Source organism: Virgibacillus sp. GM2-2, assembly GCF_055329585.1.
In genome coordinates, this window is the sequence record NZ_JBUZWC010000009.1 from 58,422 (window position 1) to 84,719 (window position 26,298).

Below are 26,298 nucleotides of genomic sequence, written 5' to 3' on the forward strand. Positions count from 1 at the left end.
AACGCTACCCTTTATGGGAGGCGTTTTCTTTTGAATCACGAAATCTAGCTTATGACCTTCAGGATACATAAAGTTTAGTCAAGCGGACAAAGTATAGGTAAAAAGATTGTGGTGTAGTTGATGGAAAATTATGATGTGATAATTATAGGGGCTGGCCTGGCGGGTTTAACTTGTGCTTTTGAACTAGCTAATAAAGGAAAAAAAGTTATTCTTTTAGAAGCAGAGCCTGTAGTAGGTGGCAGAACCTCCTCTTATCAGGATGATGGAATGGAAGTGGAGTCAGGATTCCACCGATATATTGGTTTTTATTCTGCGATGCCAAAATTATTGAGAAAAGCTGGAATTAAATTAAACGATATTTTCACCTGGGAAGAAAAAGTTGAAATACGCATTAGCCATAGTAAACAAGTCGCGAAAATAGGGTTAGCGCCTTTTTTTGGTCCAATCAAAACAATCCGGGGGATAATAGGGAATAATTCGATCATATCTCCCCGGGATAAAGCTTCGTTGATATCTTTTTTCTTAAGTGGTTATAAGGATTATGTTTTGCACCCAAAAAAGTTAGATAAGTGTAGTGTACGAGAGTATGCCAGTAAGCACGGCGTAACCGAAAAGGCGTTCCAACACTTGTTAGTTCCGCTAAGCTCTGGTCTATTTTTTTTACCACCAGAGCGTTACTCGGCATATGTTTTCTTTGGATTATTCGCACCTGGGATCCCGAAGTTTCCAAAAATGCGTATCGGCGCTTTTTTAGGAGGGATGACTGAGATTATGTGCCAACCAATTGCTAATGCGATTGAAAAACGAGGTGGGATTGTTAAGACAGGACACAAAGTAACACATCTAACTACAGATAATCGACGAGTGGTGGGGGTAGAAACAGAAGATGGAAAAATTATTAAAGGCACTCATACGGTTGTGGCAACAACGTTACATACTGCGAAACAACTGGTGAAGCCTGACTTTGGTGAACATCCGTGGTTTAAGCCAATGCTTCAGTTAGACGTCATGCCTGCGTCAACTCTTCAAATGGATTTAATGCAACCAGCTCTGACGAAGGATATTACGACTTTTGGACCAAATACCTGCTTATCTAGCTTTGCAGAGCAATCTCGAACTACTTTTCGAAGATCTGCTGGTAGGTTATCCGTTATATTAGCAAATCCTGAGAAGTTTTTACAAATGTCAGCAGAGGAGACATTGCAGGTAGTACTAGCCGATGCAAAAAAACTAGGTATAGAACTTGAAGAAAATGTAATCGATTATCGGAAAATTGACCACCACTATGATTTTCATTCCTTGGAGCCAGGAAAGAACTGGTTAAGACCAGAACAACGAACCCCGATTAAAGGACTTACCCTTGCTGGGGACTATACAATGCAACCTTATTTTGCAACAATGGAAGGTGCAGTGGTATCAGGGCAAAAAGCAGCTAAAATTATTTTAAATGAAAAAGAGGAATAGTGAATTTCTCACTTTCCTCTCTTAAAATTACTCTTCTTCTCGATTCTTCTTGGTATTGGGTTCAATTTCCTCGCTAAATTCTGTCTTCAACTCACGGTCATAATAGCCAGGCATGGTTGCCTCTCCATCCATAAATCGTACTTTCATAAACCAATGCACAAGCAGCTCACCAAGTGCCACACCTGTAGATGCCACCAAAGCTGCGTTAACAAGATCTATTGGTTCATCGTATAATACCAATCCTAACAGCCAAATCCCAGTTGCTGTCAGAACAAAGTCCATCATTGCTGAACCTATATTTCCGATCTTAGGTAGCATTACAAGATCGCCCACAACAAACGAAACTGCGGTTAATACGACACTTGTGATAAGGATATTTCCAAACGAAACACCAAATATTAGTCCTAGTGTAACCCAAAGAACTCCTGTCATTAGTACGAATTTAATTAGAATTGCTGTTACATATTTCATTTAAAGTTCACCTCCTGTCTTAATGTAAAATATCGTCGGTATAATCGATTGCTAATGTGCCATCCTTTTGGACCTCTGCATAAAAAACATCTGATACAGAATCAACGCCAGCTAATTTTAGCTGTTCATCCAACCATTTTTTATTAAGGTTTAGTTTACGTAAATTAGCTTGATTTATTTTTCCATCCGCTATAACTTCTGTCTCAATTGGATAACTTCCAGGATGTTTCTGAATGTTCATGTCTGCTTTGGTAACAGGCATTTTTGTTTCTTTTTTCATGACGGATAATTTTCCACTTGTTTCAAAAATAGCGTATTCTACATCGGTAATTGAGAAAACATTTTTTTGACGTAGCAGAGCATTCAACGTGTCTACATTGAGACGTGCTTTTCGTAAAGCACCCTCCATTATTTCACCTTGCTTGACGACAATTAATGGTTGTCCTTCGATTGCATTTCGAGCCGTTTTTGACTTAACATCTAAAATTCCGAGTGCGATAGTAAAAGCACTCCATACACCTAAAGCAATGACCCCATTTTGTATGCTTAACGAAGAATCAATAGCCAAAGAGGCTCCAATTGTACCAATGGCAATACCGGATATAAAGTTAAAAAAGGTCATTTGCGATATTTCTTTTCTCCCCATCAACCTAGTCAAGATTAAGAGAGTGAAAAAAGCAATTGCAAGTCGTAATAGTAAGTATGGTAGATCCATCGTTTAACTCCTTTCCAAGTTTTCATAGGTTAGCTTATCCATTTTACAGCCTTTCATTCTGTACATAAGTTCAGGATGTTTGGTTATTCTAATCATGAATAATCAAATATAGGAGCGTGAAAATATGTTCTATCATAAAAAAGAGCTTCAATACAATGCAAAACCAGAACGTCCTGATCCCGTGTATGCGAAAAAACTTCAAGAGGTACTAGGTGGGCAATACGGTGAAATGACGGTAATGATGCAGTACTTATTCCAAGGATGGAACTGTCGCGGGGAACAAAAATATCGTGACATGTTATTAGATATTGGCACCGAGGAAATTGCTCATGTTGAAATGCTGGCGACGATGATTGCACAACTATTGGACAATGCGCCTGTTCAGGATCAAGAACAAGCTGCCAAGGACCCTGCGATTGGGGCAGTATTAGGTGGTATGAATCCGCAGCATGCGATCGTGTCAGGTTTAGGTGCAACACCTACTGATAGTGCTGGTTACCCGTTTAATTCGCGTTATACCATAGCAAGTGGAAACCTTCTCGCAGACTTCAGGGCGAATCTAAACGCAGAGTCACAAGGACGTCTACAGGTTGTAAGGTTGTATGAAAGTACAACAGACAAAGGCGTACGCGATATGCTTTCCTTCTTAATTGCCAGAGATACCATGCATCAAAATCAATGGATGGCAGCGATTGAGGAGCTTGAGCAAAGTCAAAAGGCACTTGTGCCTGCTACATTTAAACAGCAATTTGAAAAACAAGAGGTTTCCTATTCATTCATGAACTTTTCAGAGGGTGAAGAAAGTAGTAAAGGTCGCTGGGCTAGTGGTAAAAGTATGGATGGACAAGGAGACTTTGAGTATGATGGAGATCCACAAGCAATGGGTCAAAACCCAAAGTTAAATCCAGCACCTCCATACATTCATGGAACTCCTCCAACGAATGCAAATCCAGCTGATTATTAAAGATTTCATAAACAAAAAAGCCCTGGTAGGGCTTTTTTAAATAGTATTTATCTATTCCCTAGATGGAGGGGTATCATGAACGTCAATTGGTGCTGGAGAAAGTGTAGCCTTACTTCCGTACGGTTCAGGCCTAGACACATAATTGAATGTACCTCTTCTGTCTGGTGCTACACCTTGTGCCCAAGGGCCGTCTGCATCTTCATGTCCGATGGAGGTATTATAAAAGTCATACGCTACCTCTTGCTTTTCATATTCTCTAGGGAATGTTGTAGGAACAACGACATCTTGGGCTTCTTCCACTAGTTCCCCAATTGCTTCAATCCATTGATTTTGATGTGCAGTGTCCCGTGCCAAAAGAAAGCTTAATGTATCCTTAACTAACGGATCATCCGATATTTCATATAAACGCGCTACCTGTAGCCGTCCTTGGGATTCTGCATTTAAATTAGCCCGGAAATCAGCCAACAAATTACCACTAGAAATAATATAATCTGCTGCCCATCTATTTCCTACACTATCAGATGGCATAGCACCAAGCCCAGAGACAATCGCATGTTGTGGATTCATCCCACCTAACACTGCTGCCACTGCTGGATCTGTCTTATAAGCGTTCTCTTGTCCTTCCAAAGCTTCGAGTGACGTATCATCTAATAACCGTGCAATTAATGTAGAGAGAATTTCGACATGTGCAATTTCCTCAGTACCTATGTCCAAAAGTAAGTCGCGATACTTTGGGTTAGCCCTTACATTAAAGCCTTGCATGAGATACTGCATCATAACAGATATTTCTCCCCATTGGCCGCCTAGAACCTCCTGGAGCTTTTTTGCGTATTCTGGATCTGGACGGGTAACTCGTGCCTCATACTGCAATTTTTTCGAATGAAAAAACATTACATATTCACTCCTTGTTAAGTACATACATTACAATTGTTACCTTATGTAAGAGGAGTGAAATAGGTGTCTGTCCCGAAAAAAAGTACCTAGCACTTTCCGATATTGGAAAAGTACTAGGCACCATTTACTTTTGGTTATTTTTATTTTTGTTATCTTTTACTTTCTTTTCAAGATCTAGAAGTTCATCTGCAAATTCAACGTTGTCTACCTCTTGGTTTTGCTTGTTATTGTTGTTATTGTTGTTCCGATTTCTTTCTTTGTTATCCATAATTGACCCTCCATTTTTTTATTGGTTAAAATTTGTCGGAGAAATTTTACCGAACTTAGTTTAACTAACTTGCAGGATAGTATGCATAATTAATCTTCTTTCGTTTTTGCCACATGTAACGGTGGATGAATTAACCAACCTTTTTCTTTATTCAATTGTAATAGTTTTGCACCCATTTGTGCTTTTTTCATGTGAAATTGTCCAAACATCATTGCAATATCTTCACGAATGCTTTGTCCAATGACCGTACTGTCTGCGATAAGTCCTTGTGCGATATCTTTAGATAAGGTTGCTGAAATTTCTGGATCCATTATGCGTGCTCCAACTGGAATATCATCGGTGTTTGCTTCTGGACGTTCAGGAGGGCTTGGAGGAAGTCCAATCCCATTTTCTTTTAGCAGTTTTTCTGTTTCTTCTATACCCGGTTTAACAATTGTTTGTAAAATGTTTTCTATAAATTTCTTTAAATCCTTATCTCCTGCATGATTATACAATACTTCATATGCCGCAATCTGCGCTTTTCCCATTGAAAAAGCGTTCCAAATTGCTAACACCTCACCATAGTGCATAGGTTCTTCTTTCGGATTACCACTTAAAATTCCCACAGTTGTTCCTCCTAAAATTTATTTAACTAACAATAGTATCTGATTAGATGTCTTTTTTATTCATTTTTTTAATTCTATCCACCATTGCTTTTACAATAACTCCAATCAGAAAATAAATAGGACCTGAGTACCACAATTCCCATTTTAATGGTATGTACATGTTGAAATGGACAAAAAAAGGTTCAGCTACGTAAACAGCAAATATTGTCAACAAAAACAATACAATTAAATAGGGTTTCCATCTAGTGAAATACTGATATAACAGCATATAAAATACTGGAATAATAGCAATATTTACAGGATATAGACGTGTTGCAAAAGGTACAAGATTATAAGGATAAGACCACAAAGCGAGTGATAGGCCAATATCATCCAAGATGATTGCCCATAAGCTTGTGAATAGTCCAACCAGTAAGATTCCACTCAATCTTTTCTTATCGACAAGGACAATCCATATAATCCATAGTACTACAGTAATAATTACTAAAATCCACCACTGAGGAGAAAATAGCACGTTTTCAAAAAAGTGGTGGGATTTGATTCGAATGTATTGATCTTGTATAGTTAAATACTTATTCATAATGGAAAGAATCATCTTGATTTCTCCCCTCAGTTTAGGGTGTATTAAATAATAGGTTTTGTTCTTATGAAAAAATTATTCAACCATGGAATCTGTTAAGATTGTCTGGGCTAAGTAGTGTGATAATGCCCATTTTATTTAATCTCCACATCTGTCCCTTACTTTCATTAGAATTTTTCATAGTATGTTAGTAGATCAAGAAAAGAGGGGAGGAATTAATCCATGAGTTATGCAGGTGCTGGTAATGGCTTTGCATTAATCGTTGTACTGTTCATTCTGCTTATTATTGTAGGTGCAGGTGGCTACGTAGGCGGATACGGTGGATATTAATTTTTAACCGCTAACTAACACAAAATAATATTCCTCTAATTAATATACGTTCGTTATAAGCTAGTTCCATTTCACTTGGGGCTAGCTTTCTGTTTTTTCAAACCTTAAATCATTAGAGTCCTTCATTTACCTATGATAACCTATTGTTAGGATCAATTTACTAGACATTGATTTAAACAAACAAAAAAGTAAGGTGGAGGAGATCCTATGAAAAAGATTTTGCTCGGTGCATTATGTGGCGCGCTAATTGTTGGCGCTGTATTTTTTGCCCTGAATATGAATCAAGAAGATGCAGAAGCAGACGAAGAAAGAGGGGAGCGAACTGTTTCTTCTAATGCAGAATTAATGAATGAACAACAAACAACCGAGAATCTCATCAAAACAACGTATAGCCAACGGCAGTATAATTTTATGAATCCACTTGTTTTACCTGATCCGTATGGAGCGGCACCACTAACTGCACTTGTAAAATTTGAAACAGAAGAACCAGTTGAAATTACAGTGAGCGTGCAAGGAAAAACAGATGAAACGGATATTGTAAAAACATTTGAAGGCTATAAGACGACACATGAAGTTCCTGTTTTAGGTTTATATCCAGATTATCGTAATACAGTTATCTTAACCGGTGAAACAAAAGATGGACAAGTTATGGAAAAAGAGCTTTCCATTACAACTGAACCGGTTCCAGAGAAATTGTTAACGACAACACTTGTTACATCACAACCATCCAAAATGGAAAACGGTTTAACGTTCCTAATTCCAAGTAGCGATTATCCGTATTCAGTGGATAGTAACGGAGATGTTCGTTGGTATTCAACCTTTCCAAATAGCCACGTGTTAAAACGAATGGAAAATAATCATCTTTTATATGTAACCAAAAAAAGTGACAAGTATAATCAAATCATCGAGATGGATATGCTTGGACAAGTTTTTCATTCATATGTTGTAACGGTGAGCAACTATGAGGGTTGGGGAATCATTCACCACGATGCCATTGAACTAGAAAATGGTAATATACTCGCGACTGCACACGATGGTACACAGTACATTGAGGATGAAATGATTGAAATAGATCGTGAAACGGGGGAGTTAGTGGATCAGTTTAATTTCCGCAAGATCATGCCTGAAGATTTTTATCAAGAATATGATGGACCATCTGCAGAGGATGGAGATTGGTTTCATCAAAATTCAATCTGGTTGGATAAAAAGGAAGGAGATATCCTTGTAACGAGCCGTCATCAAAGCTTAGCGATGGAGATGAGTTATCCAGAAGGCGAGATTGAATGGATATTAGCGGAACATGAAGGCTGGCCAGATAATTATCAAAAATATCTGCTTGATCCTGTAGGAGAAGACTTTAAATTTCCAGGTGGACCGCATTCTATTCAAGTGTTACCTGACTTTGATGATAATGACGCGACAAAAGATATTATGCTATTTGACAATAATATCGCTGTTACCCGTGGCGATGAAAGTGTAAGTGAAGAATATAGTCGTGCAGTTCATTACCGGATCAACACAGAAAAGATGACCGTAAAAGAAATTTGGGCATACGGTAAAGAACGTGGAGAGTCATTCTTTTCGAAATACGTAAGTGACGCTAACTATTTGAATCAAACAGGAAATCGTTTGGTTACATCTGGTTACACATTTGGAAAAGAAGGTAACATGCGCAGTATTGTCGTCGAGGTGACTGGCGGAGAGAATCCAGAAGTAGTGTACGAAATAAAAGTAACAGGATTTGAAAAAGGTAGCCACCGTCAAGTTTATCGTGCGAAAAGAATGCCATTATATCCAGAAGATTGGAGCTATGAAATGGTTTCAAACGAGTAATGCTCATCTTTTTCCGAAAATTAGACAGACTATTGGTGAAGGAGGGTGTTACATGAGTCACAAAGTAAAAAAACAAAACAAAAGTAAAGAAGAATTAAATGGGAAATCACTGAAAAAAGGTGATAAAAAATTAAACGGACCAAATCGTCCGTCAACGTAGGACGTTTTCGCCTGGCACATTTTCAAGTATGTGGGAATGTGCCAGGCATATTTGTTATTTAGTGATCAGAATGGACGGATTTTGAAATACTGACCGATTCCCCAACATACTTTTGTGAAACACGATCCGAATTTCTAATTTACGATCTGTATTTCAATTTTACGCGCCGGATTTTACGATTTACGATCCAGTTCCGAAAAACATGATCCGAATCAATCAGATTACGATCCCAATGCAACTTTTTAAATATTCATGTAAAATAAACACAAAAAGGAGTGTTTTACATGAATAAGCGACAGGAAGTCTTATTTAATCAACTAAGGGAATATCGCGGTTACTTATTAGAGATTGTTGAAGATGTCTCGGACTCCGATGCTGGGATAATACCTTCTGGCTTTAACAACAATATTCGTTGGAATTTAGGACATGTGTATTTAGATCAATATGATTGGATTAATGCTGTTACTGGAGAGAAGGATGGTCCAACAGAGTTCCGGAAATGGTTCGGATTTGGTACAACACCAAAAGAATTTGATGATGCAACCCCTTCTATGGATGAGTTAAAGCGGCTGTTATCTGATCAAATAACAGATATTCAAGCAAAGTATGGAGACAGATTGGACAAGGAGTACCCGCCTACGGAAATGGGAATGCATACGATTGAACAAGTGCTAACACGAACCATTTTTCATGAGGGAATGCATTTGCAAACAATAATGGATATAAAGAAGTTATTGTAAGACCAAAAGCTGTGTATGGAATACAGGAATTGTCAAATACTACAAATAGACTTTGCTTGATTTGGAGGTATAGTGCATGACAAATCCTATTGCTGCAGCTATCAAAACAATTAAAACGCTAGTAGATAATGAACCCAAATCTCCGCTACATGTAGGGGAAGTGATGTCTATATGGACATACTACACCACGATACATGAGTCGGTATTATATATAAAGGCAGGATTAAATACCACAACGGATGATGACTTGGTAAAAATATTGAAGGATAGCAAAAAACAATGCGAGGAAACAACGATAAAAATGAGTGACTTTATGATTAAAGAGGGGGTACCCTTACCTTCGTTGCCACAGGAAAAACCTGATTCGGAGCCACATGCTGTACCATTAGGAGTTAAAATGACTGATGATGAAATAGCCAACGGTGTGTCACTTAAGACAGCATATGCCGTATCAATGTGTGCAACTTCTGCTTCACAAACTGTTCGAAATGATATCGCTTTAATGTTTATGGAGTTCTTAGCTGAAAAGGTTGTGCTTGGTGCCGAATTAAAGACATTGATGCGAAAACGTGGATGGATTCGTGTGCCTCCATACTATTACCCGCCTGGGATGCCAAAAAGTAATTCATAAATCGAAAAAAAAACATCTCCACAGTTATGAGTTGGAGATGTTTTTTTGTTTATTGCATTGGAACTGGATTGAATAGGCTACCCATCGTTTGAATACTTTCCTGTGGTGCAGGTGATAAAGGATAGTAACCCTTTTGCACCATGTATTGCCACATTTCATAAGCATGACGGTTACTGTTCATAAATGCCTTTTCCAAGAAATGGCGAAGTTCAGGATTTGCACATTCTACGGAAGCAGAAGCGTAATTTTTGGCAGATTCCTTCTGATTTAGTAAAAAAGCCGTTGCGATCTCCCGATCTGTATGCGTTTGAACTGCTGTTCTTGGTTGTCCAGGCTGAACTGGGGTAGTTGCAGTCGTAAAGTCAGCTAGCTTTCTCATTTGCTGGTCAGGTTGAAATTTATTTATATCGGGGGTTTGTTCATTCTGTAAAAATTCAACCTTTAAATTGTAATCAGCAACGTGTAGTGGAAACATCCGAGTAAGCATATTCTTGAGCTCTGGATCCTGTGCCTGTTCAATAAAGCTTGCCATACAACCAATTGTATTGTAGCAACCCATCGTCAGCTCTGCTAAATCATGTAATTCGTGTGATGCTAATTGCATTTTTTAATTCCTCCTAGTTGATAATTTAATTTCACCGCCTTATTATGTGCAATTAATCAAGGAATACTATAAAAAATAGCAATTAATAGTCTGTACAAACGGTCTAAATAAAACAAGGTTAACAAATTTCGTTAGCCTAAACTACTGTGCTTTAATCTTTCTTTATCTTCGTACATTTTTTCATCCGTTAGCCTATAAAGTTGTCTGAACTCCTGTGATTTTTCAGTAATTAATACTGATCCCACGGAAGCTGTCAATGAAATCCCAAGTGTTTCACCAGCTTTATGAATATGTTTCTGAATGAAGGAGCTGCTATCTTTTTCTGACAAAATGTTTGTTTGGGAAGCGGGAAGATGGAAAACAAATTCGTCTCCACCAATTCTTCCTAAATAGATTGTTTCGTTCGTTTCCATAAACGACTTGGCTATTTCACGTAATACATTATCGCCAAATTCGTGTCCATAATCATCATTTAATTGTTTAAAATTGTTTAAGTCAAAAATACCAAATACTCCCTGTTTATTAGGAAGTCTATGAAATGATTGAATGAAACCTTCTCGATTAAGCAAACAGGTTAGATAGTCAGTTAGTGCACGTTTTTGCCATCGTGTATATGAATCATCGTAATGATTAACTGCATAGGAAGTCAAAAATCCAACAATGATGGTTAATAGATTTACAACAATCATACTTATAAATATGTCAACTGAGTCAACAAATATGGATGGGAACAAAACGAAACTTAAAATAACTGTAATAATATAGCTGATTGCACCAAACGCATTCAATAAATACGATCCAGATAGTACATTAATCATTAACAAAATACTGATAAAATAAAAGATCGAACTGTTCATACTGGTAGATTGTAATATAGAAGCAGACCACCAAATAAAACAGCTCATTAGATAAAGACAAAGAATTGTTGTATCTTTACGCGTGGCCGTATAGTGTATGATCCAGATGCCGAATAGAACATAGATACTCCATAATATTATGATAAAAGGAGAAAGGTTTAACAAAAAAATACTGTCTACAATTAGCAATATTGAAAATAGGAAATAGATTATATATCCGATTTTAAGTTGGTTCATTTTATGGAATAAGCGAATAATATACAGCAAGCCAGGTGCATGCAAATTACGTTTTACCATTTGTTCTGTTCAACAGTTTCTAAGGGTATTTCTTCGGGTTTACCAAAATAATAACCTTGGAATAGTTCATAACCTAGATCTGATAAATAATCAATATCTTCCTTACGTTCTACCCCCTCTGCCAGGGCTGTTGACTGTATCTCATTGGCAACCTGCAGAACCGATTTTGCCACAACTTGCTTGTTTTCGTCCGTACTTACACCATCAGCATATTCCCGGGCAAGTTTTACAAAGTTTGGTTCCAAATCAGCTAATTTCTTTAAATCGTTGAATCCTGTGCCAACATCATCTAATGCATACTTAAATCCATGCGATTTATAGTAGTTTAAAATTCGTTTTAGATGTTCAATATCACTAACCTCGTCTGTTTCAACAACCTCGAAAACAACTTGTTCTGGATTAATACCTATTTGTTTAATTAACTTAAATGTTGTTGATAAACAATGCTCGGGTACATAAATGGCAGTTGGTATAAAATTAATAAAAATTAGTTTGTCTGTTATTTGGGATGCATTTTTGACAGATTCCATTCTGCATACACGGTCTAAAGCAAAGGTTTTATTACGCACACGTGCTGCTTCAAACATTTTGAATGGTGGTATGATATCTCCATTTTTATCTATGCCCCTCGACAATAATTCGTGACCAACAATAGAAACAGATTTATTATGTAAGCTGACAATTGGTTGATAATGCGTTTTAATCATTCGTTTTTTAATCAACTGGTCTACCCAACTTGTTTCTTTTTGCACGTGCAGCGTATGTAATGGTCTTATGTCATTTGTTTCTATTGATTGTTGCTCACTATTAGTAGGAGCTACAAAAATCTTATTCGTATCATAATGGGCTTCTAGATAATCTATTAAGTCAAAGACGATTGATTCCTCAGCCCAAAAGCTTGTTTCGTTAATAATGAACCAATCTTCATTCGTGTAGGTGGAAAAGTAATCTACCAATTTATCAATTGATTGTTCTTCGAAATAAACAGTATATCCTTGCTTTTTTGGTATACAGATATCACAGCCATTTAACATAATTACGCCCCCCTTTTCGTTCTTTTTTTATATCGGATAGTTTATTGTAGTACTTTAGTCTTATGTAGGAAATAAATAAAAAAACCGAGCAGTACACTCGGTTTTATCTGTTAAAGCTCCAACGTTTTTGGTTCCAATCCTGTTTTGTTCAATAAACGTATCTGCTCTGGTTCAATTTCAAGCACAATATAATTAGGATCTTGTGGTCCTTCAAACCAATTTTCCAAGTATGGGTTCCATAGCTCTTTTTTTAACTCCTCGGAATTGCTTATTTTCGCTTTTCCTTCGTACTCCACATATTCATCACCAAATCCTTCACCTTCATATCCTAATAAAATATGAGTATAAGGATTTGCTTCAATTTCTTCTGCTTTATGTGTTTCCTTGCTTGTTGCTGTAAAAAGCTTCAGACTTTTATTACGAAATGTCATATATCGTGAATGTGGCTTGCTCTGCTGAACAGTAGCCATTGTTCCAACAGCACTATCCGTTATGATTTTTTCAACAGTTTGTTTCAATTCTTGTTGACTCAAAGCGTAAGCACTCCTTTCTAGTTGTACTTACATTATTCCTTTGTTACAGGAAAATAAACTATACGATCTTAATCTTTTTTCTTCCACAGTTTACCTGGCCAGAAGGCAAATCTCCCGAGTACGGTCGTAATAGCTGGTACAAGAAGTGGTCGCACAACAAATGTATCTAACAAGACACCGATTGCCGTTACCGTTCCAAATTGAACAAGAACTTGTAAGGGTAATACCGCCAAAACGGAAAAAGTACCAGCTAATATTAATCCTGCCGAACTGATGACACCACTTGTTTCACCCACTCCTTCTGAAATTGCTTTCTTCATAGACATGTGGTGGCGGTTTTTCCAAATATTTGAGACCATGAAAATATTATAATCTTCGCCAAGAGCGACAAGAAACACAAATGCATATAATGGAATCAAGCCTTGCAAAGCTGATGCTTCAAAACCATAATGAATGACTAACCAACCTAATCCAAGTGCAGATAAATAGGATAAACCAACTGTTAGCAATAGATAAATCATAGCTACAATCGAGCGAAGATATGCGAGCAGTAATGCAGCTATTATAATAAGCACAACTGGAATAATGATCTGTTGGTCTTGCGTTGTAACTTGTTCTGTGTCATAAAGTGTTGCAGTTTCTCCACCAACCCAAACATTATTGGAGGTATTGTTCATACCTGATTCTATAAGCCATTCTTGAACTTTATCCTTGATTTTGGGAATATGATTTATTGCTTCCTCTGAGTAAGGGTCAATCGCTAATGTTAATTCGTACGTTTGGAATTCTGCATTTTTTTCTCCAATTTTAGGTTCACTTACACTTTCTGTTATACTTAAGGAAGCAAGATTATCTTGTAACGAAAAATCATTACCATCTGTATCGACAATCACCTGTACAGGAGCAATTTTTCCAGGTGGATAGTGATCAGCAATAATTTCAAATCCTTCCCGTGACGGCATATCTTCCGGAAACGAATCAAGTATACCGTATGTAAACGAAATTTTCGGTACTACCAGTGCGAAACCTCCTAAGAAAATGGTACAAATTACAATAACCCGCCATGGTTTTTCCGTAACGATTTTACCAACTGCCTTGCTAAAACGACTTCTTGTTTTAGGGTGACGAACTGGTTTACCCTTTTTCTCTTCTAATTCTTCTGCCATTTTTTCCGTGCGAGGAATGAAAGGGAAGAAAGCAATCCTTCCAAATAAAGCCAAAATTGCTGGTAAAAAGGTGAGAACGGCAACTCCCATAATGAAAATAGCTAAACCAAATGGAACTGCAAATCGATCGTAGGATGCATACTGTGCTAATGATAACGATAATAGACCAATAACGGTGGTCAGCGCGCTCATCATTATTGCGCCCCCTGAGTGACCAATAGCTTTTTGTAGTGCCGTGTATTTATTTGTTTCCATTTGCAACTCTTCTCGATACCTAGAAATTAGGAATAAACAGTAATCCGTCCCCGCTCCGAATAGTAAAACCGTCATGATCGAAATAGCCTGTGAATCCACTTCAATCCATCCCTGGTTTGCCATAAATCCAAGTAACGGACTAATTAAGCCATAGGCGATTCCTACGCTAATTAATGGAACGATAGCAAGAATAGGGGAGCGATACAAAACAATTAATAAGACCAATACTAATATAACTGTGGCAATTAATAGCGTGATATCAGCTTGACTAAATAGTTCCGTTGCATCCGTTTGAATGCCAACAGGACCTGTAAGGCGTACATGTAGATTATTACTGGAAATACCTTCACCAAAAGGATTGTCGGTTGGTAATTTTTTAATATCCTTTTTCAACGCTTCTAAAGCCTTTTGTAATTCTTCTGTAGCGGTACCTTTTTCAAAAAATATTGGTGTAGTAAGTGCTTCTCCATCATCGGAAGCTTGTTCTTTCAATGCTTGAATAGGTATATTTGAAAAATCTGGTACCAGTGATTGGTGGTCTAATGGTTCTTGTTTCAATTGCTGATAGACAGTCTTTACAGCTTCGTAATCATTTTCTGTCAAACCACCATTTCGGTACCAAACTACTAATAGTGGCACACCTGTGTTATTTGGAAATTGTTCTTCCATGATTTTTGATGCTTCTACGGACATGGCATCTTCAGGTAGCAAATTTGTGGATGCAGTTTCTTCTTGATTTACCTGTGGCCATATGGATGTCAAGATTCCTATCACAAGAATCCAAATGACAATGGTTGCGAAGCGACTTTTTCTGCCTGCAACAACTTTTCCCCATTTTGTTAATACATTCATCAAATCTTCCTCTCTATCAACTTATTGCCGACTAACAGCTCGCTTAGCACTTGTTGCTGCAAAAAGTATCGTAATCATAGATGTAACCGTAATGACAACAAAAGATTTTACTAAATCTGTCATAATTAAACCGTCAATTAAAAGTGAACGCATTCCTTCGAATATATACGTGGTTGGATTAATTGTTGCAGCAAATTTTAACCAATCGGATTGGATTAATTCATAAGGAACAAATGTAGTGCTCAGGAATAATAATGGGAAAAAGATAAACGTTCCGGCCTGAGCTGCTTGAGCATTCTTTGTCTTTAATGCAAATCCTACTGAATAGCCAGCAAAAGCTAATCCCCAGCCAATTGCTAGTAATAAAAGTAATAAAACGCCTAAAAATCCTGCTTCAATCTTAAGGCCCATTAAAAAAGCAACACCTAAAATCAGTAGTGTCTGTATCAATAATTGGAGCATTCCAGCTATGATCGGTCCTAATACAATAGCCAGCCTAGAGGCAGGAGTTGTTAATAATCTGGAGAAATAACCATTTTCCAGGTCTTTAACCAATGATTGCCCTGAACTGCCCGCTCCACCAATGGCACTGGAGACAATTGATACGGGAAGAATAAAGGCAAGATAACTAGCTCCTTCAAAGGCGGGGAGTTGTGAAATACCACTCAGCCCTGCTTTGTATACCAATAGGAAAAATAAACTAATGATTAAATTTGGTATAAGTGCAAATGGATTACGTAGTGTTGTTATAATACTTCGTTTGGCGAAGATAACTGTATGCAATAGAAAAGTTTTCATTGCATATTCCCCCCTTGATGTACCTCTGGTCTATATTCTTCTCCTGTTAACTTAAGAAAAACGTCATCTAACGTAGGTTTAAGTATATTCAAACCTGCAGGATATATAGAGTGATAATCAAGTAGACGGATAATTTTAGGTAATTCAGCAGAACCATCATCTAAATAAAGTTTCACTTGATTGTTAATGATTTGTTGTTCTTGTGTAAGTTCTAGCAATTTTTTATGTGCTGATTCAGCTTCTTCATTTTGTTCAAATGTTAATACAACCATTTCCTTTCCTGTCATGCGTTTTAGTTCTGTAGCTGTTCCACTTGCAATAATCTTTCCTTTATTTATAATTGCAATTCGATCAGCCAGTTGATCTGCCTCTTCTAAATATTGGGTTGTCAAGAAAATGGTCGTATTGTGTTGTTTGTTTAATTTTTTTATTTCATCCCATATAGCTTTTCGGTTAGTTGGATCAAGCCCCGTAGTAGGTTCATCTAGAAATAATAGTTTTGGTCGGTGCACAAGAGTCATTGCTAAATCTAATCTTCTCCGCATGCCCCCAGAATAATTACCGCATTTACGATCAGCATCCTCTGTCAAATCTACAAGATTTAACAATTCTAAGGTTCGTTCTTTTGCGGCTTGCTTTGAAAAACCAAACAATCTTGCTTGCATGTGTAGTAATTCTCTGCCAGTCAAATCAGGATCAATGCCAGTCTCCTGAAGTGCAACACCAATTTGCTGTCTCACTTTTTCTGGTTCACTAACAATTTCAGATCCAGCAACATTGCCAACTCCTGAGGTGGGTTCTAATAAAGTCGTTAACATCTTAACTACAGTTGATTTTCCAGCTCCGTTCGGACCGAGAAAAGCAAAGAATTCATTTTCGGTAACATCCAATGAAACGCCATCTACTGCTGTTACTGAACCTTTTTTAAAAATCTTTGTTAAATTTTCAACATGAATAATTGGATTTTCCAAAATTACACCTCTTTTCTTTGTTTATAATTATATATACTGGTTAGTTAATTATCAACCAAATAATAAAAAATATGATATAATTTAATAAAGTAAGTGTTCAAGGAGAGAGAATTGTGAAGGGTAAGCAGCAACGTCCGTTAGGTAGACCACGCGTGAGTGAACAAACAAAACCGACAACAGAACTAATAATTGAAGCAGCTACCCGTTTATTTATCGAAAATGGGTATCAACATGTATCTGTAGATGACGTGGCAAAGAAAAGTAATGTTACGAAAGCAACCGTCTATTACTATTATGCTAGTAAAGCTGAATTATTTACGGAAACAATGGTTCAAATGATGATTCGTATCAGGGGCCGTATTAATTCCTTGTTAAAGGAATCAATACCGCTGAAGCAACGTTTGTTAAAAATTACCGAAACACACTTAAAAGCAACAGTAGATATAGACATGGATGGATTTATGAAAGGGGTAAAAAATACCCTATCAAAAGAACAGGAAACAAAAATAAGTAAAGCTGAATCAAAAATGTATCAATCAATTGAACAAGCCTTTGAGGATGCGATAAAGCAGGGAGAGATACGTACAGTAAATCCAAAGTTTGCAGCCCATGCTTATTTATCGCTACTGAAGGTTGGTTATTATAATTCGGAGAAAGAGCAATTATTCCCTTCGATAGAAAAAGTCGCAGAAGAAATTATTGAACTGTTGTGGCAAGGGATTCAAACAAAGGGGGAAAAGTAACATGCGATTATGGCACGAAGACCTTCTCTCAAGGTTACCTCGACAACAGCTTCTTGGACAGCATCGTGAATGCTGTGCATTACGAGGGAATGGATGGGGTAAAAGACATGCAACTGTGAATTATGTGTTTGATTATTCACCATATAAGCTTTACCTTTATCATTTGAAGGTTATGAACGAAATGAAAAGAAGGGGCTATCGTAATGATCCATTATGGGAGGATCCAAACTATCGTGGTAAGATTAGTAACCCCCACAATAATGATAGCTTAGGTGAAAGGGACATGGAAGAACGGTACCCTGAGCATGATGATAACTATTTACAAGAATGCGTAGATAACTTACGTGAAAAAGGAATTGATATCTAAAATCAGCTACTCAGCACAAAAAGGGGCTGATTTTTATTTTTGTATAAGTTGATTTTCTTCCCAAATCAATGAATAAGAAGGGTACATTTCTCCTTCCGCATGCAATCGAATAGGAACTTCGTTAAAAACAGATTTACGGTTCCAGAGCCGACAACTCATGAGATAATCAATTTGATAATACGTCGTATGTTTTTCAAGAGATGCTATCGCGTTTCCTGGATTCTCGACGATTAGATGATTCAAATGGTGGCGATCCTTTCTAGATAATATGTTTTTGAAGTAACCTAGTATATGGTATAGGGCGTTGGAGAGTTCAGGTAGTTCGCTGCTTGAAATGGAATGAAATTCTTTTTCGACTTGTGCTAATAAAATATAGGACATACGTAAATCTGTCGTATCCCTAAAGGATTTTCTAATTTCGCGGTACCAGTTTTGCCCACAAGCCATTACAAAATATTTATTAGCAGCCCACACGGACTCTGCCCCTTTTTTAACATGCTTAGGTATAGTAATTGATTGATTGTTAGTCATATAATTGCCACCAATCTTAATCTGAGTTTTAAAATTTATTCCACATTACAGCTTATTTCAAACGTTTAACTAGTTTGCTTTAGGGAATTTGTTTACCAAATCGTTCAGTTAGTAGAAGGGAAGATATGGATTGAAAATTTATTCGTTTGAAACGACACAACAATTGCCGCTTACATTGGAAGAATCGTGGAAGTTTTTCTCCGACCCAAATCAACTTTCAGACATTACGCCGTCTTGGATGCGTTTTGAAACTAAAGGTGAACCTCCTCAACATATGTATCCTGGTATGATTATTAAGTACCAACTAAAGCCGCTGTTTGGTGTCAAATTGAATTGGGTCACGGAAATCACACATGTATCAGCTCCAAATTATTTTGTGGATGAACAACGATTTGGACCGTATCGATTTTGGCACCATCAGCACCATTTTAAGGAAACGACAAATGGAACAGAGATGAAAGATATTGTCCATTATGCATTACCTTTTTCAGTAATTGGAAGAACCGTGCATAAATGGAACGTCGAAAAAAAGTTGAGAGAAATTTTTCAGTATCGTGAAGATAAATTAAGGCAACTATTCAATAAGTAAAAAGGAGAGTATTGATGTGAATATACTTTTATTGGGTGCAACTGGCAGAGTAGGTAATGTGATCCTGAAAAAAGCGTTGGCCGATGGTCATCATGTTGTTGCTCTAGTGCGTTCTCCTGAAAAGATAGCAGTGTCAGGCGCTAACTTACATGTCATCGAAGGGAATGTGCTAGATAAGGCTGTTTTAAAAAAGGCAATGGGAAGCTATCCTATTGACGTTGTGTTGAGCGCGTTAAACACAGATAAAAATAACACCTTATCACAGTGTGCACCATTATTAATTCAGTTAATGGATAAGCAAAAGATTTCTCGAATTATTACAATCGGAACTGCTGGTATTTTAGATAGCAGAACGGAATCTAATGTATACCGCTTTCAATCGAGTGAATCGAAGCGTAAATCGACCACTGCAGCAGAAGATCATTTAGCAGCATACCATGAACTAGAAAGATCTAACTTAAATTGGACCATTGTCTGTCCAACATACTTACCAGATGGAGAAGAGCATGGGAATTATCGAGTGGAAAAAAATGTTCTGCCCGAAAATGGTAAACAAATTACGGTAGGGGATACGGCTGCTTTTGCTTATGCCCAACTTTCGACTAATGATTTTTTAAAGGTTCGAGTTGGAATTGCCTACTAACTATTGTGTTGGGGTTTTTAGAATTAAGAGCGACGGACACCAGGGCTCTTAATTGTGCAAAAGTAGGTTGAATGTGAGTGTTTCCGGACACAGAATCTCTAATTAACTAAAAAAATAGTAGTTTCGGTGTTTTCTAGCTAAATGAGGTATTCTGTGTCCGCGCAGCTCTCGAAACATGCCTGAAAAGTAAAAATAGCGAATCCTGTGTCCGCTGATATTAAAAACACCGACTAAATGAATCTTGGCCAAGTACCTACGCATGATAAGTACTTGGGCTTTTTTGTTAGAAGGAAAAACGTTATCTTATTGCTACTCTTTTTCAGTCACATTATAAATTTTATGATATGGCTTGTCTTGCAATACTCCCGCTTCCTGATCAATTCCTTTTTTGGTTCCACGGTTCTTATGAGCACTAGAGTACGCGGATGATTGTTGCCAATTTCTGAAAGAATTTTCCGATTCCCACTGGGTAAGGATGACATATGTATTGCCATCAAGTGGTTTCATTACTCTAATAGCTATGAAACCATCCTCATTCTCTATCTTTTTCGGCCTGTTTAAAAACCTTTCTTCAAACTTCATACGTCCTTCTGGTTTGACTGGGACGTTATTTAGGATAATAACGCCATTGTGCTCAAGATTCCCAGTTCTATCAATAATGTGATACTTTTTGTTGTCTATTGTGCAACTTAAATCTTGTTCTTGTAAGAAAAGAGTTTCTGAATCATTTACACTTGCAAGAAATACGTTGATACTATTCACCCCCATATATTGGCAGAAACTTAAAGCGATTGAAATCCAAATTTCTCTATTATTGTATCATGCGGTTAGAAAAAATATAAACATACAAGAATGCTAATAGAACGGTTATAGTTGCATTAATTTATCCAATTTAAGGATAACAAACCTCACTGAGTGTAGTTTAATTTTATAGAATATTTGATTATGTCTAATACTTTTATTGGACATATTTTATATTATAGTTTAATCTATTAATTATACTCAAGAGTATAATTTTTTCGGTTTAGAACGTGTAGTAGATAAAATAACTATTAACAGGAGTTATAAGAATATGAAAAAAACAGTTATCGTTATTGGAGCAGGTGTCGCGGGACTCGCTAGTGCAGTTCGGCTACAGCAGGCAGGATATCAAGTAACCATCTATGAAAAAGAGTCAATGCCCGGCGGAAAAATGCACCGAATTGAAAAAGATGGGTATACATTCGATCTTGGTCCAACTATTGTCATGATGCCTGAATTATACAAAGAAGTGTTTGAGTTGTGTGGACGTGACCCTGACGAATACATACCAATGAAGCAACTTAATCCAATGTATCGTGTTTACTTTGGGGATGATGCGGATAATCCTTACGATATTTCTTCCGACTTAACGGAACTGACAAAAACGATCGAAAAAATTAGTGAGGAAGATGCGAAAGGTTTTTTGGACTATCTGCAAGAAATTTATAAACGTTTCACAGTTGCAAAAAAACATTTTATCCAGCGGCCGTTTCGTAATCAATCAGACTTTTACAACCCTTTCATGCTAAGGCAAGCTTTGAAACTACGAACGTTAGACAGCGCTGACCATTTTATTTCCAAATACATGCGTAATGAACGATTGAAACAAATGATCAGTTTCCAGACTTTATATATCGGCGTCTCTCCATATAATGGTCCTTCTCTTTATACGATGATTCCGATGATTGAATTTTTGTATGGGGTTTGGTTCATTAAAGGTGGCATGCACACGATGGCCACTGCAATGGAGCGTCTGTTTCAGGAACTAGGCGGCGAAATTCATTACAATATGGATGTATCAGAAATAAAAATTCAAAATGGTGCAGCAAAAGGTGTTCGTGTGAATGAAGAAATAATAGAATCTGATTTCGTCATGTGTAACGCTGATTTTCCTTTTGCAATGAAAAATCTCGTTAGGAGTGAAAAAGCAAAAGGGAAATACACGGATAAAAAGGTAGATAGCATGAAGTACTCCTGTTCCTGTTTCTTAATGTACTTAGGGATGGACAGGAAATACGATGAAATCGATCACGTACACAATTTTATTTTTAATGAGGAATTAGATAAAAATCTGCATGACATATTTGCTGGAAACAAGTTGGAAAGCGCATCGTTTTATGTTTATATCGCATCGAAAATGGACCCATCCCTAGCACCGAAAGGAAAAGATGGTCTGTATATTCTAATGCCTGTCTCTGAACTATCGACAGCGAAATACGAATGGAATGAGGACACGATCAACTATTATCGTGATTATATCTTAAATTCTCTGAAAAGAATTAAGGGCTTTGAAAACATTGAGCAGGAAATTGTAACAGAAACCCATATGACTCCAAAAGACTTCGAATCTAAATTCAATGCATATAATGGAGCTTGCTTCGGATTGCAACCAACACTATCACAAAGCAATCATATGCGGCCCCAGAGCAAAGCAACACACTGTGAAAATCTATATTTTACAGGGAGTAGTACACACCCGGGGGCAGGAGTACCTATCGTCTTGCTGTCAGCCAAGATTGCCGTACAAGAATTAATACATGATGACAAGGGAATACTATTTGACTATCAATAGTTCAGGAGGAAATCAATATGGAAGACAAAGAGAGGCAAGCGGACTTTTATTATTGTGAACAAATAATAAAAAGTCGCTCCAAGAGCTTTTATTATGCTTTTTCTCAACTCCCCCAGGAAAAAGCAAATGCTGTCTATGCCATCTATGCTTTTTGCAGAATCGCAGACGATTGCGCAGATGGCAATCAGTCGTCAGTAGAAAGGCTACAGGCATTAAATCAATTAAAAAAAGAGCTGAATTTATTCAAAGATGAGAAAGAACTGAACAAACCGCTATGGCGTGCACTTAGGTATGTGTTTGTTGAATACGACATGGATATTCAGCCGTTTTATGATCAATTAGATGGTCAATCCATGGATGTAGACTTTACCATACCAAAAACGTTACTAGAACTGGAAAAATATAGCTTCTATGTAGCTGGTTCTGTTGGCTTAATGTTGCTACCGGTAATTGCTTCAGAAAATGCTGCTCAATTGCATACTGCAGCAGTCGATCTAGGAATTGCCATGCAACTAACCAATATACTTCGTGATGTTGGGGAAGACTTTCACCAAAAACAACGCATTTATTTACCAAAAGATGAATTAGAACATTTTCACTATACACAAAAAGATCTCCAAAATGGCACCATTAATAAACAATTTATCAATTTATGGGAGAAGTTGGCTATTCGTGCGGAAGCATTGTATGACAATTTTTTGGAAAACACTGAACACTTTGACAGAGATAGTCGTTTACCGGTCTCTTTATCTGCTCAAATTTATCGAGGCATTTTGGACGCCGTGCGGAACAATAATTATGACTGCTTATCTAAAAGAAACTACGTTAGTAAAGAAAGAATGACAGAAATCAGCGCTACTATTAGCAACTGTTCTTAATTTAGGAAAGGTGTTGTGTTAATTGCAGAATAATAAATCCGTACTAATTATTGGCGGTGGACTTGGTGGTCTGTCTGCTGCTATTTCACTAGCACAAAACGGTTATAATGTCTCTTTATATGAAAAAAACGATCATTTAGGTGGAAAAGTAAATCGATTGGAGCAAGACGGATTTGGTTTTGATCTTGGTCCATCTATTTTGACAATGCCAGAAACCTTTGAAAAACTCTTTGTTGCCAGCGGAAAAAGAATGAAGGACTATGTTCCTACTATAAAACTGGACCATCAATGGCGTTCCTTTTTCCCTGATGGTAATATCATTGACTTATATGAAGACTTGGAAGAAATGGAAGCAAAAAACCCGTCACTAAAAAAACGGGATATGCGCCAGTACAGTAAACTACTTAGCTATACAAAGAAGCTTTATGACATGACTGAACAGAGTTATTTTAAAGGAGCTGATAACACGAAAGACATGATGCAATATCATGGAATGTTCAGTGCTTTGAAAAACTTTGATTTATTTTCAACCATGTATCAAGGTATTGATAAGCGAATTAGTAATAAACAACTGAAGCACATGCTGTCTTATTTTATTAAGTATGTTGGCTCTTCACCTTACGAAGCACCAGCAGTCATGAACATGATGATCTATATGCAGCATAAGCAAGGTGTATGGTATGTACCTGGTGGTATGCACATGCTTGCTAATGGTCTAGTGAAGCTAGGAAAGGAAGTCGGTGTGACATTTCATACTGGGAAATGTATCACCAGGGTCGAGAAACAAAATGGTAGAATTACGGGAGCGTTCTTGGAAGATGGAACAGAACTGACTGCAAATTACTATATTTCCAATATGGAAGTCATTCCATTTTATGAGCAACTGCTTCAAGAAAAAAAGCAGTATGTCAAAAAACTGAAAAAAAAGTTTGAGCCTGCAAGTTCTGGACTCGTGATGCATTTGGGTGTGAAGAAAACGTATCCGCAGCTTGCCCATCATAACTTCTTCTTTGCAAAAAATATGAAGCGACAAATGGATAAGATATTCCATCGTCACGAACTGCCAGATGACCCGGTTATTTATCTGGTGAATGTCAATAAAACAGATCCATCACAGGCTCCTGAGGGGTATGAGAATTTAAAAGTCTTACCTCACATCCCATACATACAGGACAAACCATTTACTCCCAAAGACTATGACCGTTTTGCGGAAAAGGTTTTAAACAAGTTAGAGAGAATGGGCTTGGATAATCTTCGAGACAATATTGTTACAAAAGATATATGGACACCAGAAGATATCAAAAGGGTTTATGGTTCTGACCGTGGTGCGATTTATGGTACGGTGTCAGATCGTAAAAAAAATAAAGGGTTTAAACATCCAAAGCAAAGTGAACGCTATAATAATCTATACTTTGTTGGAGGAACGGTAAATCCAGGTGGTGGAATGCCAATGGTCACGTTAAGTGGACAGCAGGTGAGTGATAAAATCGTCAAGCGGGATACATACCATGGCTGACAAGTTAGCACTGGATGCATTACTAGAGAGGCAACGTACCGATTTTCTCAATAAGCCCGTTCCCTCCGCAAAAACACGGAAAAAATTACTCTTGCAGTTGAAAAGGTTACTTTTAGATCATGAAACAGAATGGATAGATGCACTTCTTTCCGACATGGGGAGATCGGCGTTCGAAGCTTATTCTCTTGAAATTGCGGTCTTATTAAATGAAATCGACTATGTTTGCAAGCATATAGAAAGATGGTCCAAACCAAGAAATTCCTGGCATCTAAAGTTTGGTTATATGGAAGCAATCAAAAAAACACGAAAACCCTATGGCAGTGTATTGATTATCAGCCCGTGGAACTATCCACTTCAGCTTGCATTAATGCCTGCCATTAGTGCAATTGCGGCTGGGAACCGTTGTATAATCAAACCATCAGAATATGCACCAGCCATAAGTAAGCTGCTCAAAGAGGTTATCGGTAAAACATTTACACCCGAATATTTAACAGTTGTAACGGGGGATGAACAAACGGGTAAAATATTGACATCATTACCTTTCGATATGATCTTTTTTACAGGTAGTAAACAGGTTGGAAGATTGGTAGTGCAACAGGCAACTAGAACAAAGAATATTCCAGTGCTATTGGAACTTGGTGGGAAAAATCCCTGTATAATGGATGAAACAGGTTTTTCGGAAGCCGCAATGCAAGAAATCGTGTGGGGAAAATTTCTCAATGCTGGACAAACTTGTATTGCTCCCGACACACTTTTTGTGCATACATCCGTTTATGAGAAAACACTTTCACATATTGTTGCAACGGTTAAGGATTTTTACGGTGATCAACCTGAGTTCAGTGATGATTATGGGAGAATCTCACATGCCAGACACTTTGAAAAAGTGGTTGGTTTCATCGAACAGGGCACGATACGGTATGGCGGTACGAACGATAGGCAAAAGCTGTTCATAGCCCCGACGATAGTAACAGATATGAAACCAGGCAGTACCATCTTGCAAGAAGAAATTTTTGGTCCTGTTCTTCCTGTTGTGCCTTACACTGATTTAAATACTCTATTAGCACAGCAGATTATCGAACGTGATGCTTTGACAGGGTATCTTTTTAGTAAAAACAAGCAACACATCAAAACGTTTGAGCAATACATGCGTTCCACATGCATTAGTATTAATCAAGTAATCCATCACGCTGCTAATCCTCGTGTTGCATTTGGAGGGATTGGAGGTAGCGGGCACGGTACCTATCATGGTAAAGCGGGTTTTCGAGCTTGTAGTTATGAGAGGACAGATTACAAGGCATACCATTACAAGCATGTACCAGATAAATTCCCACCTTATTCGGATAAAGATTTGCGGTTCTTGAAAAAATTTCGCAAATGGTTGTTGTAAAAGAAGTGTTAGATATACAACTGACTTAG

At 37.4% G+C, this 26,298-nt stretch carries 30 protein-coding genes; 15 read left to right on the forward strand and 15 right to left on the reverse strand.

The window, feature by feature from the left end; all coding sequences use genetic code 11:
- The first annotated feature begins 120 nt into the window (after positions 1-120).
- Positions 121-1,464, forward strand: a complete 1,344-nt coding sequence (locus ACY9Z2_RS11910) for a hydroxysqualene dehydroxylase (protein ID WP_463609865.1) — start codon at positions 121-123, stop codon at positions 1,462-1,464.
- Positions 1,465-1,491: 27 nt separating this feature from the next.
- Here the strand turns inward: ACY9Z2_RS11910 and ACY9Z2_RS11915 are convergent, their stop codons facing one another.
- The gene (locus ACY9Z2_RS11915; protein ID WP_463609866.1) at positions 1,492-1,935 is read right to left on the reverse strand and encodes a YndM family protein; all 444 of its coding nucleotides are present in this window, start codon (positions 1,933-1,935) and stop codon (positions 1,492-1,494) included.
- 19 nt (positions 1,936-1,954) lie between these two features.
- A complete protein-coding gene (locus ACY9Z2_RS11920) occupies positions 1,955-2,650 on the reverse strand; it encodes a YetF domain-containing protein (protein WP_463609867.1) in 696 nt (231 codons plus the stop codon).
- Between the two features lie 124 nt (positions 2,651-2,774).
- On the opposite strand from ACY9Z2_RS11920, the gene ACY9Z2_RS11925 reads away from it, so the two are divergent.
- Positions 2,775-3,614: a manganese catalase gene (locus ACY9Z2_RS11925; protein ID WP_463609868.1), complete on the forward strand. Its 840-nt coding sequence runs from the start codon at positions 2,775-2,777 to the stop codon at positions 3,612-3,614.
- 51 nt (positions 3,615-3,665) lie between these two features.
- On the opposite strand, the gene ACY9Z2_RS11930 is transcribed toward ACY9Z2_RS11925, so the two are convergent.
- The 4 genes from ACY9Z2_RS11930 to ACY9Z2_RS11945 form a co-directional block, all read right to left on the reverse strand.
- Entirely contained in the window at positions 3,666-4,505 is an 840-nt protein-coding gene (locus ACY9Z2_RS11930; RefSeq protein WP_463609869.1) for a manganese catalase, read from the reverse strand.
- 127 nt (positions 4,506-4,632) lie between these two features.
- On the reverse strand, positions 4,633-4,776 hold the full coding sequence (locus tag ACY9Z2_RS11935; protein ID WP_463609870.1) for a hypothetical protein: 144 nt from the start codon (positions 4,774-4,776) through the stop codon (positions 4,633-4,635).
- A gap of 89 nt (positions 4,777-4,865) precedes the next feature.
- On the reverse strand, positions 4,866-5,381 hold the full coding sequence (locus ACY9Z2_RS11940; RefSeq protein ID WP_463609871.1) for a DUF3231 family protein: 516 nt from the start codon (positions 5,379-5,381) through the stop codon (positions 4,866-4,868).
- 43 nt (positions 5,382-5,424) lie between these two features.
- Positions 5,425-5,961, reverse strand: a complete 537-nt coding sequence (locus ACY9Z2_RS11945) for a CBO0543 family protein (RefSeq protein WP_463609872.1) — start codon at positions 5,959-5,961, stop codon at positions 5,425-5,427.
- A 222-nt stretch (positions 5,962-6,183) separates the two neighbouring features.
- Here ACY9Z2_RS11945 and ACY9Z2_RS11950 point away from each other — a divergent pair, with 222 nt between their 5' ends.
- The 5 genes from ACY9Z2_RS11950 to ACY9Z2_RS11970 all read left to right on the forward strand — a co-directional run bounded on the left by ACY9Z2_RS11950 (position 6,184) and on the right by ACY9Z2_RS11970 (position 9,655).
- Entirely contained in the window at positions 6,184-6,291 is a 108-nt protein-coding gene (locus ACY9Z2_RS11950; RefSeq protein WP_463609873.1) for a YjcZ family sporulation protein, read from the forward strand.
- A gap of 207 nt (positions 6,292-6,498) precedes the next feature.
- Positions 6,499-8,124 carry an aryl-sulfate sulfotransferase gene (locus tag ACY9Z2_RS11955; RefSeq protein WP_463609874.1) on the forward strand — a complete coding sequence of 542 codons (1,626 nt, stop codon included), beginning with the start codon at positions 6,499-6,501 and terminating at the stop codon, positions 8,122-8,124.
- A gap of 52 nt (positions 8,125-8,176) precedes the next feature.
- Positions 8,177-8,284, forward strand: a complete 108-nt coding sequence (locus ACY9Z2_RS11960; RefSeq protein WP_463609875.1) for an acid-soluble spore protein SspM — start codon at positions 8,177-8,179, stop codon at positions 8,282-8,284.
- A 284-nt stretch (positions 8,285-8,568) separates the two neighbouring features.
- Positions 8,569-9,024 carry a DinB family protein gene (locus ACY9Z2_RS11965; protein ID WP_463609876.1) on the forward strand — a complete coding sequence of 152 codons (456 nt, stop codon included), beginning with the start codon at positions 8,569-8,571 and terminating at the stop codon, positions 9,022-9,024.
- 76 nt (positions 9,025-9,100) lie between these two features.
- Positions 9,101-9,655, forward strand: a complete 555-nt coding sequence (locus tag ACY9Z2_RS11970; RefSeq protein WP_463609877.1) for a DUF3231 family protein — start codon at positions 9,101-9,103, stop codon at positions 9,653-9,655.
- Between the two features lie 49 nt (positions 9,656-9,704).
- On the opposite strand, the gene ACY9Z2_RS11975 is transcribed toward ACY9Z2_RS11970, so the two are convergent.
- The 7 genes from ACY9Z2_RS11975 to ACY9Z2_RS12005 form a co-directional block, all read right to left on the reverse strand.
- On the reverse strand, positions 9,705-10,259 hold the full coding sequence (locus ACY9Z2_RS11975; protein WP_463609878.1) for a spore coat protein: 555 nt from the start codon (positions 10,257-10,259) through the stop codon (positions 9,705-9,707).
- A gap of 131 nt (positions 10,260-10,390) precedes the next feature.
- Positions 10,391-11,116: a GGDEF domain-containing protein gene (locus tag ACY9Z2_RS11980; protein WP_463609879.1), complete on the reverse strand. Its 726-nt coding sequence runs from the start codon at positions 11,114-11,116 to the stop codon at positions 10,391-10,393.
- 290 nt (positions 11,117-11,406) lie between these two features.
- On the reverse strand, positions 11,407-12,447 hold the full coding sequence (locus ACY9Z2_RS11985; RefSeq protein ID WP_463609880.1) for an EAL domain-containing protein: 1,041 nt from the start codon (positions 12,445-12,447) through the stop codon (positions 11,407-11,409).
- A gap of 110 nt (positions 12,448-12,557) precedes the next feature.
- Positions 12,558-12,980: a pyridoxamine 5'-phosphate oxidase family protein gene (locus ACY9Z2_RS11990; RefSeq protein ID WP_463609881.1), complete on the reverse strand. Its 423-nt coding sequence runs from the start codon at positions 12,978-12,980 to the stop codon at positions 12,558-12,560.
- Positions 12,981-13,048: 68 nt separating this feature from the next.
- Positions 13,049-15,253, reverse strand: a complete 2,205-nt coding sequence (locus ACY9Z2_RS11995; protein ID WP_463609882.1) for an MMPL family transporter — start codon at positions 15,251-15,253, stop codon at positions 13,049-13,051.
- A gap of 21 nt (positions 15,254-15,274) precedes the next feature.
- Positions 15,275-16,051, reverse strand: coding sequence for an ABC transporter permease (locus ACY9Z2_RS12000; RefSeq protein ID WP_463609883.1), 777 nt, complete (start codon positions 16,049-16,051; stop codon positions 15,275-15,277).
- Positions 16,048-17,022 carry an ATP-binding cassette domain-containing protein gene (locus ACY9Z2_RS12005; RefSeq protein ID WP_463609884.1) on the reverse strand — a complete coding sequence of 325 codons (975 nt, stop codon included), beginning with the start codon at positions 17,020-17,022 and terminating at the stop codon, positions 16,048-16,050. The genes ACY9Z2_RS12000 and ACY9Z2_RS12005 overlap by 4 nt, the downstream gene beginning before the upstream one ends.
- A gap of 113 nt (positions 17,023-17,135) precedes the next feature.
- Here ACY9Z2_RS12005 and ACY9Z2_RS12010 point away from each other — a divergent pair, with 113 nt between their 5' ends.
- Together ACY9Z2_RS12010 and ACY9Z2_RS12015 are read left to right on the forward strand one after the other, a co-directional pair.
- On the forward strand, positions 17,136-17,765 hold the full coding sequence (locus ACY9Z2_RS12010) for a TetR/AcrR family transcriptional regulator (protein WP_463609885.1): 630 nt from the start codon (positions 17,136-17,138) through the stop codon (positions 17,763-17,765).
- A gap of 1 nt (position 17,766) precedes the next feature.
- A complete protein-coding gene (locus tag ACY9Z2_RS12015) occupies positions 17,767-18,132 on the forward strand; it encodes a TIGR02328 family protein (RefSeq protein ID WP_463609886.1) in 366 nt (121 codons plus the stop codon).
- 33 nt (positions 18,133-18,165) lie between these two features.
- Here ACY9Z2_RS12015 and ACY9Z2_RS12020 read toward each other — a convergent pair whose 3' ends face one another.
- The gene (locus tag ACY9Z2_RS12020) at positions 18,166-18,663 is read right to left on the reverse strand and encodes a DUF1722 domain-containing protein (RefSeq protein ID WP_463609887.1); all 498 of its coding nucleotides are present in this window, start codon (positions 18,661-18,663) and stop codon (positions 18,166-18,168) included.
- Between the two features lie 130 nt (positions 18,664-18,793).
- Between ACY9Z2_RS12020 and ACY9Z2_RS12025 the strand changes: the two genes are divergently transcribed.
- On the forward strand, positions 18,794-19,252 hold the full coding sequence (locus ACY9Z2_RS12025) for an SRPBCC family protein (protein ID WP_463609888.1): 459 nt from the start codon (positions 18,794-18,796) through the stop codon (positions 19,250-19,252).
- Positions 19,253-19,268: 16 nt separating this feature from the next.
- Positions 19,269-19,895 (forward strand): NAD(P)-dependent oxidoreductase, encoded by a 627-nt coding sequence (locus ACY9Z2_RS12030; RefSeq protein ID WP_463609889.1) that lies wholly within the window; start codon positions 19,269-19,271, stop codon positions 19,893-19,895.
- Positions 19,896-20,204: 309 nt separating this feature from the next.
- On the opposite strand, the gene ACY9Z2_RS12035 is transcribed toward ACY9Z2_RS12030, so the two are convergent.
- A complete protein-coding gene (locus tag ACY9Z2_RS12035) occupies positions 20,205-20,663 on the reverse strand; it encodes an antibiotic biosynthesis monooxygenase family protein (RefSeq protein WP_463609890.1) in 459 nt (152 codons plus the stop codon).
- A gap of 304 nt (positions 20,664-20,967) precedes the next feature.
- On the opposite strand from ACY9Z2_RS12035, the gene ACY9Z2_RS12040 reads away from it, so the two are divergent.
- The 4 genes from ACY9Z2_RS12040 to ACY9Z2_RS12055 are packed head-to-tail and all read left to right on the forward strand — an operon-like array spanning position 20,968 to position 26,269.
- Positions 20,968-22,488 carry a phytoene desaturase family protein gene (locus tag ACY9Z2_RS12040; protein WP_463609891.1) on the forward strand — a complete coding sequence of 507 codons (1,521 nt, stop codon included), beginning with the start codon at positions 20,968-20,970 and terminating at the stop codon, positions 22,486-22,488.
- Between the two features lie 17 nt (positions 22,489-22,505).
- A complete protein-coding gene (locus ACY9Z2_RS12045) occupies positions 22,506-23,366 on the forward strand; it encodes a phytoene/squalene synthase family protein (RefSeq protein WP_463609892.1) in 861 nt (286 codons plus the stop codon).
- 22 nt (positions 23,367-23,388) lie between these two features.
- Complete coding sequence (locus tag ACY9Z2_RS12050; RefSeq protein ID WP_463609893.1) at positions 23,389-24,882, forward strand: phytoene desaturase family protein; 1,494 nt, start codon at positions 23,389-23,391, stop codon at positions 24,880-24,882.
- Positions 24,875-26,269, forward strand: coding sequence for an aldehyde dehydrogenase family protein (locus ACY9Z2_RS12055; RefSeq protein ID WP_463609894.1), 1,395 nt, complete (start codon positions 24,875-24,877; stop codon positions 26,267-26,269). Before ACY9Z2_RS12050 ends, ACY9Z2_RS12055 begins: the two co-directional genes overlap by 8 nt.
- The last annotated feature ends 29 nt before the right edge of the window (positions 26,270-26,298 follow it).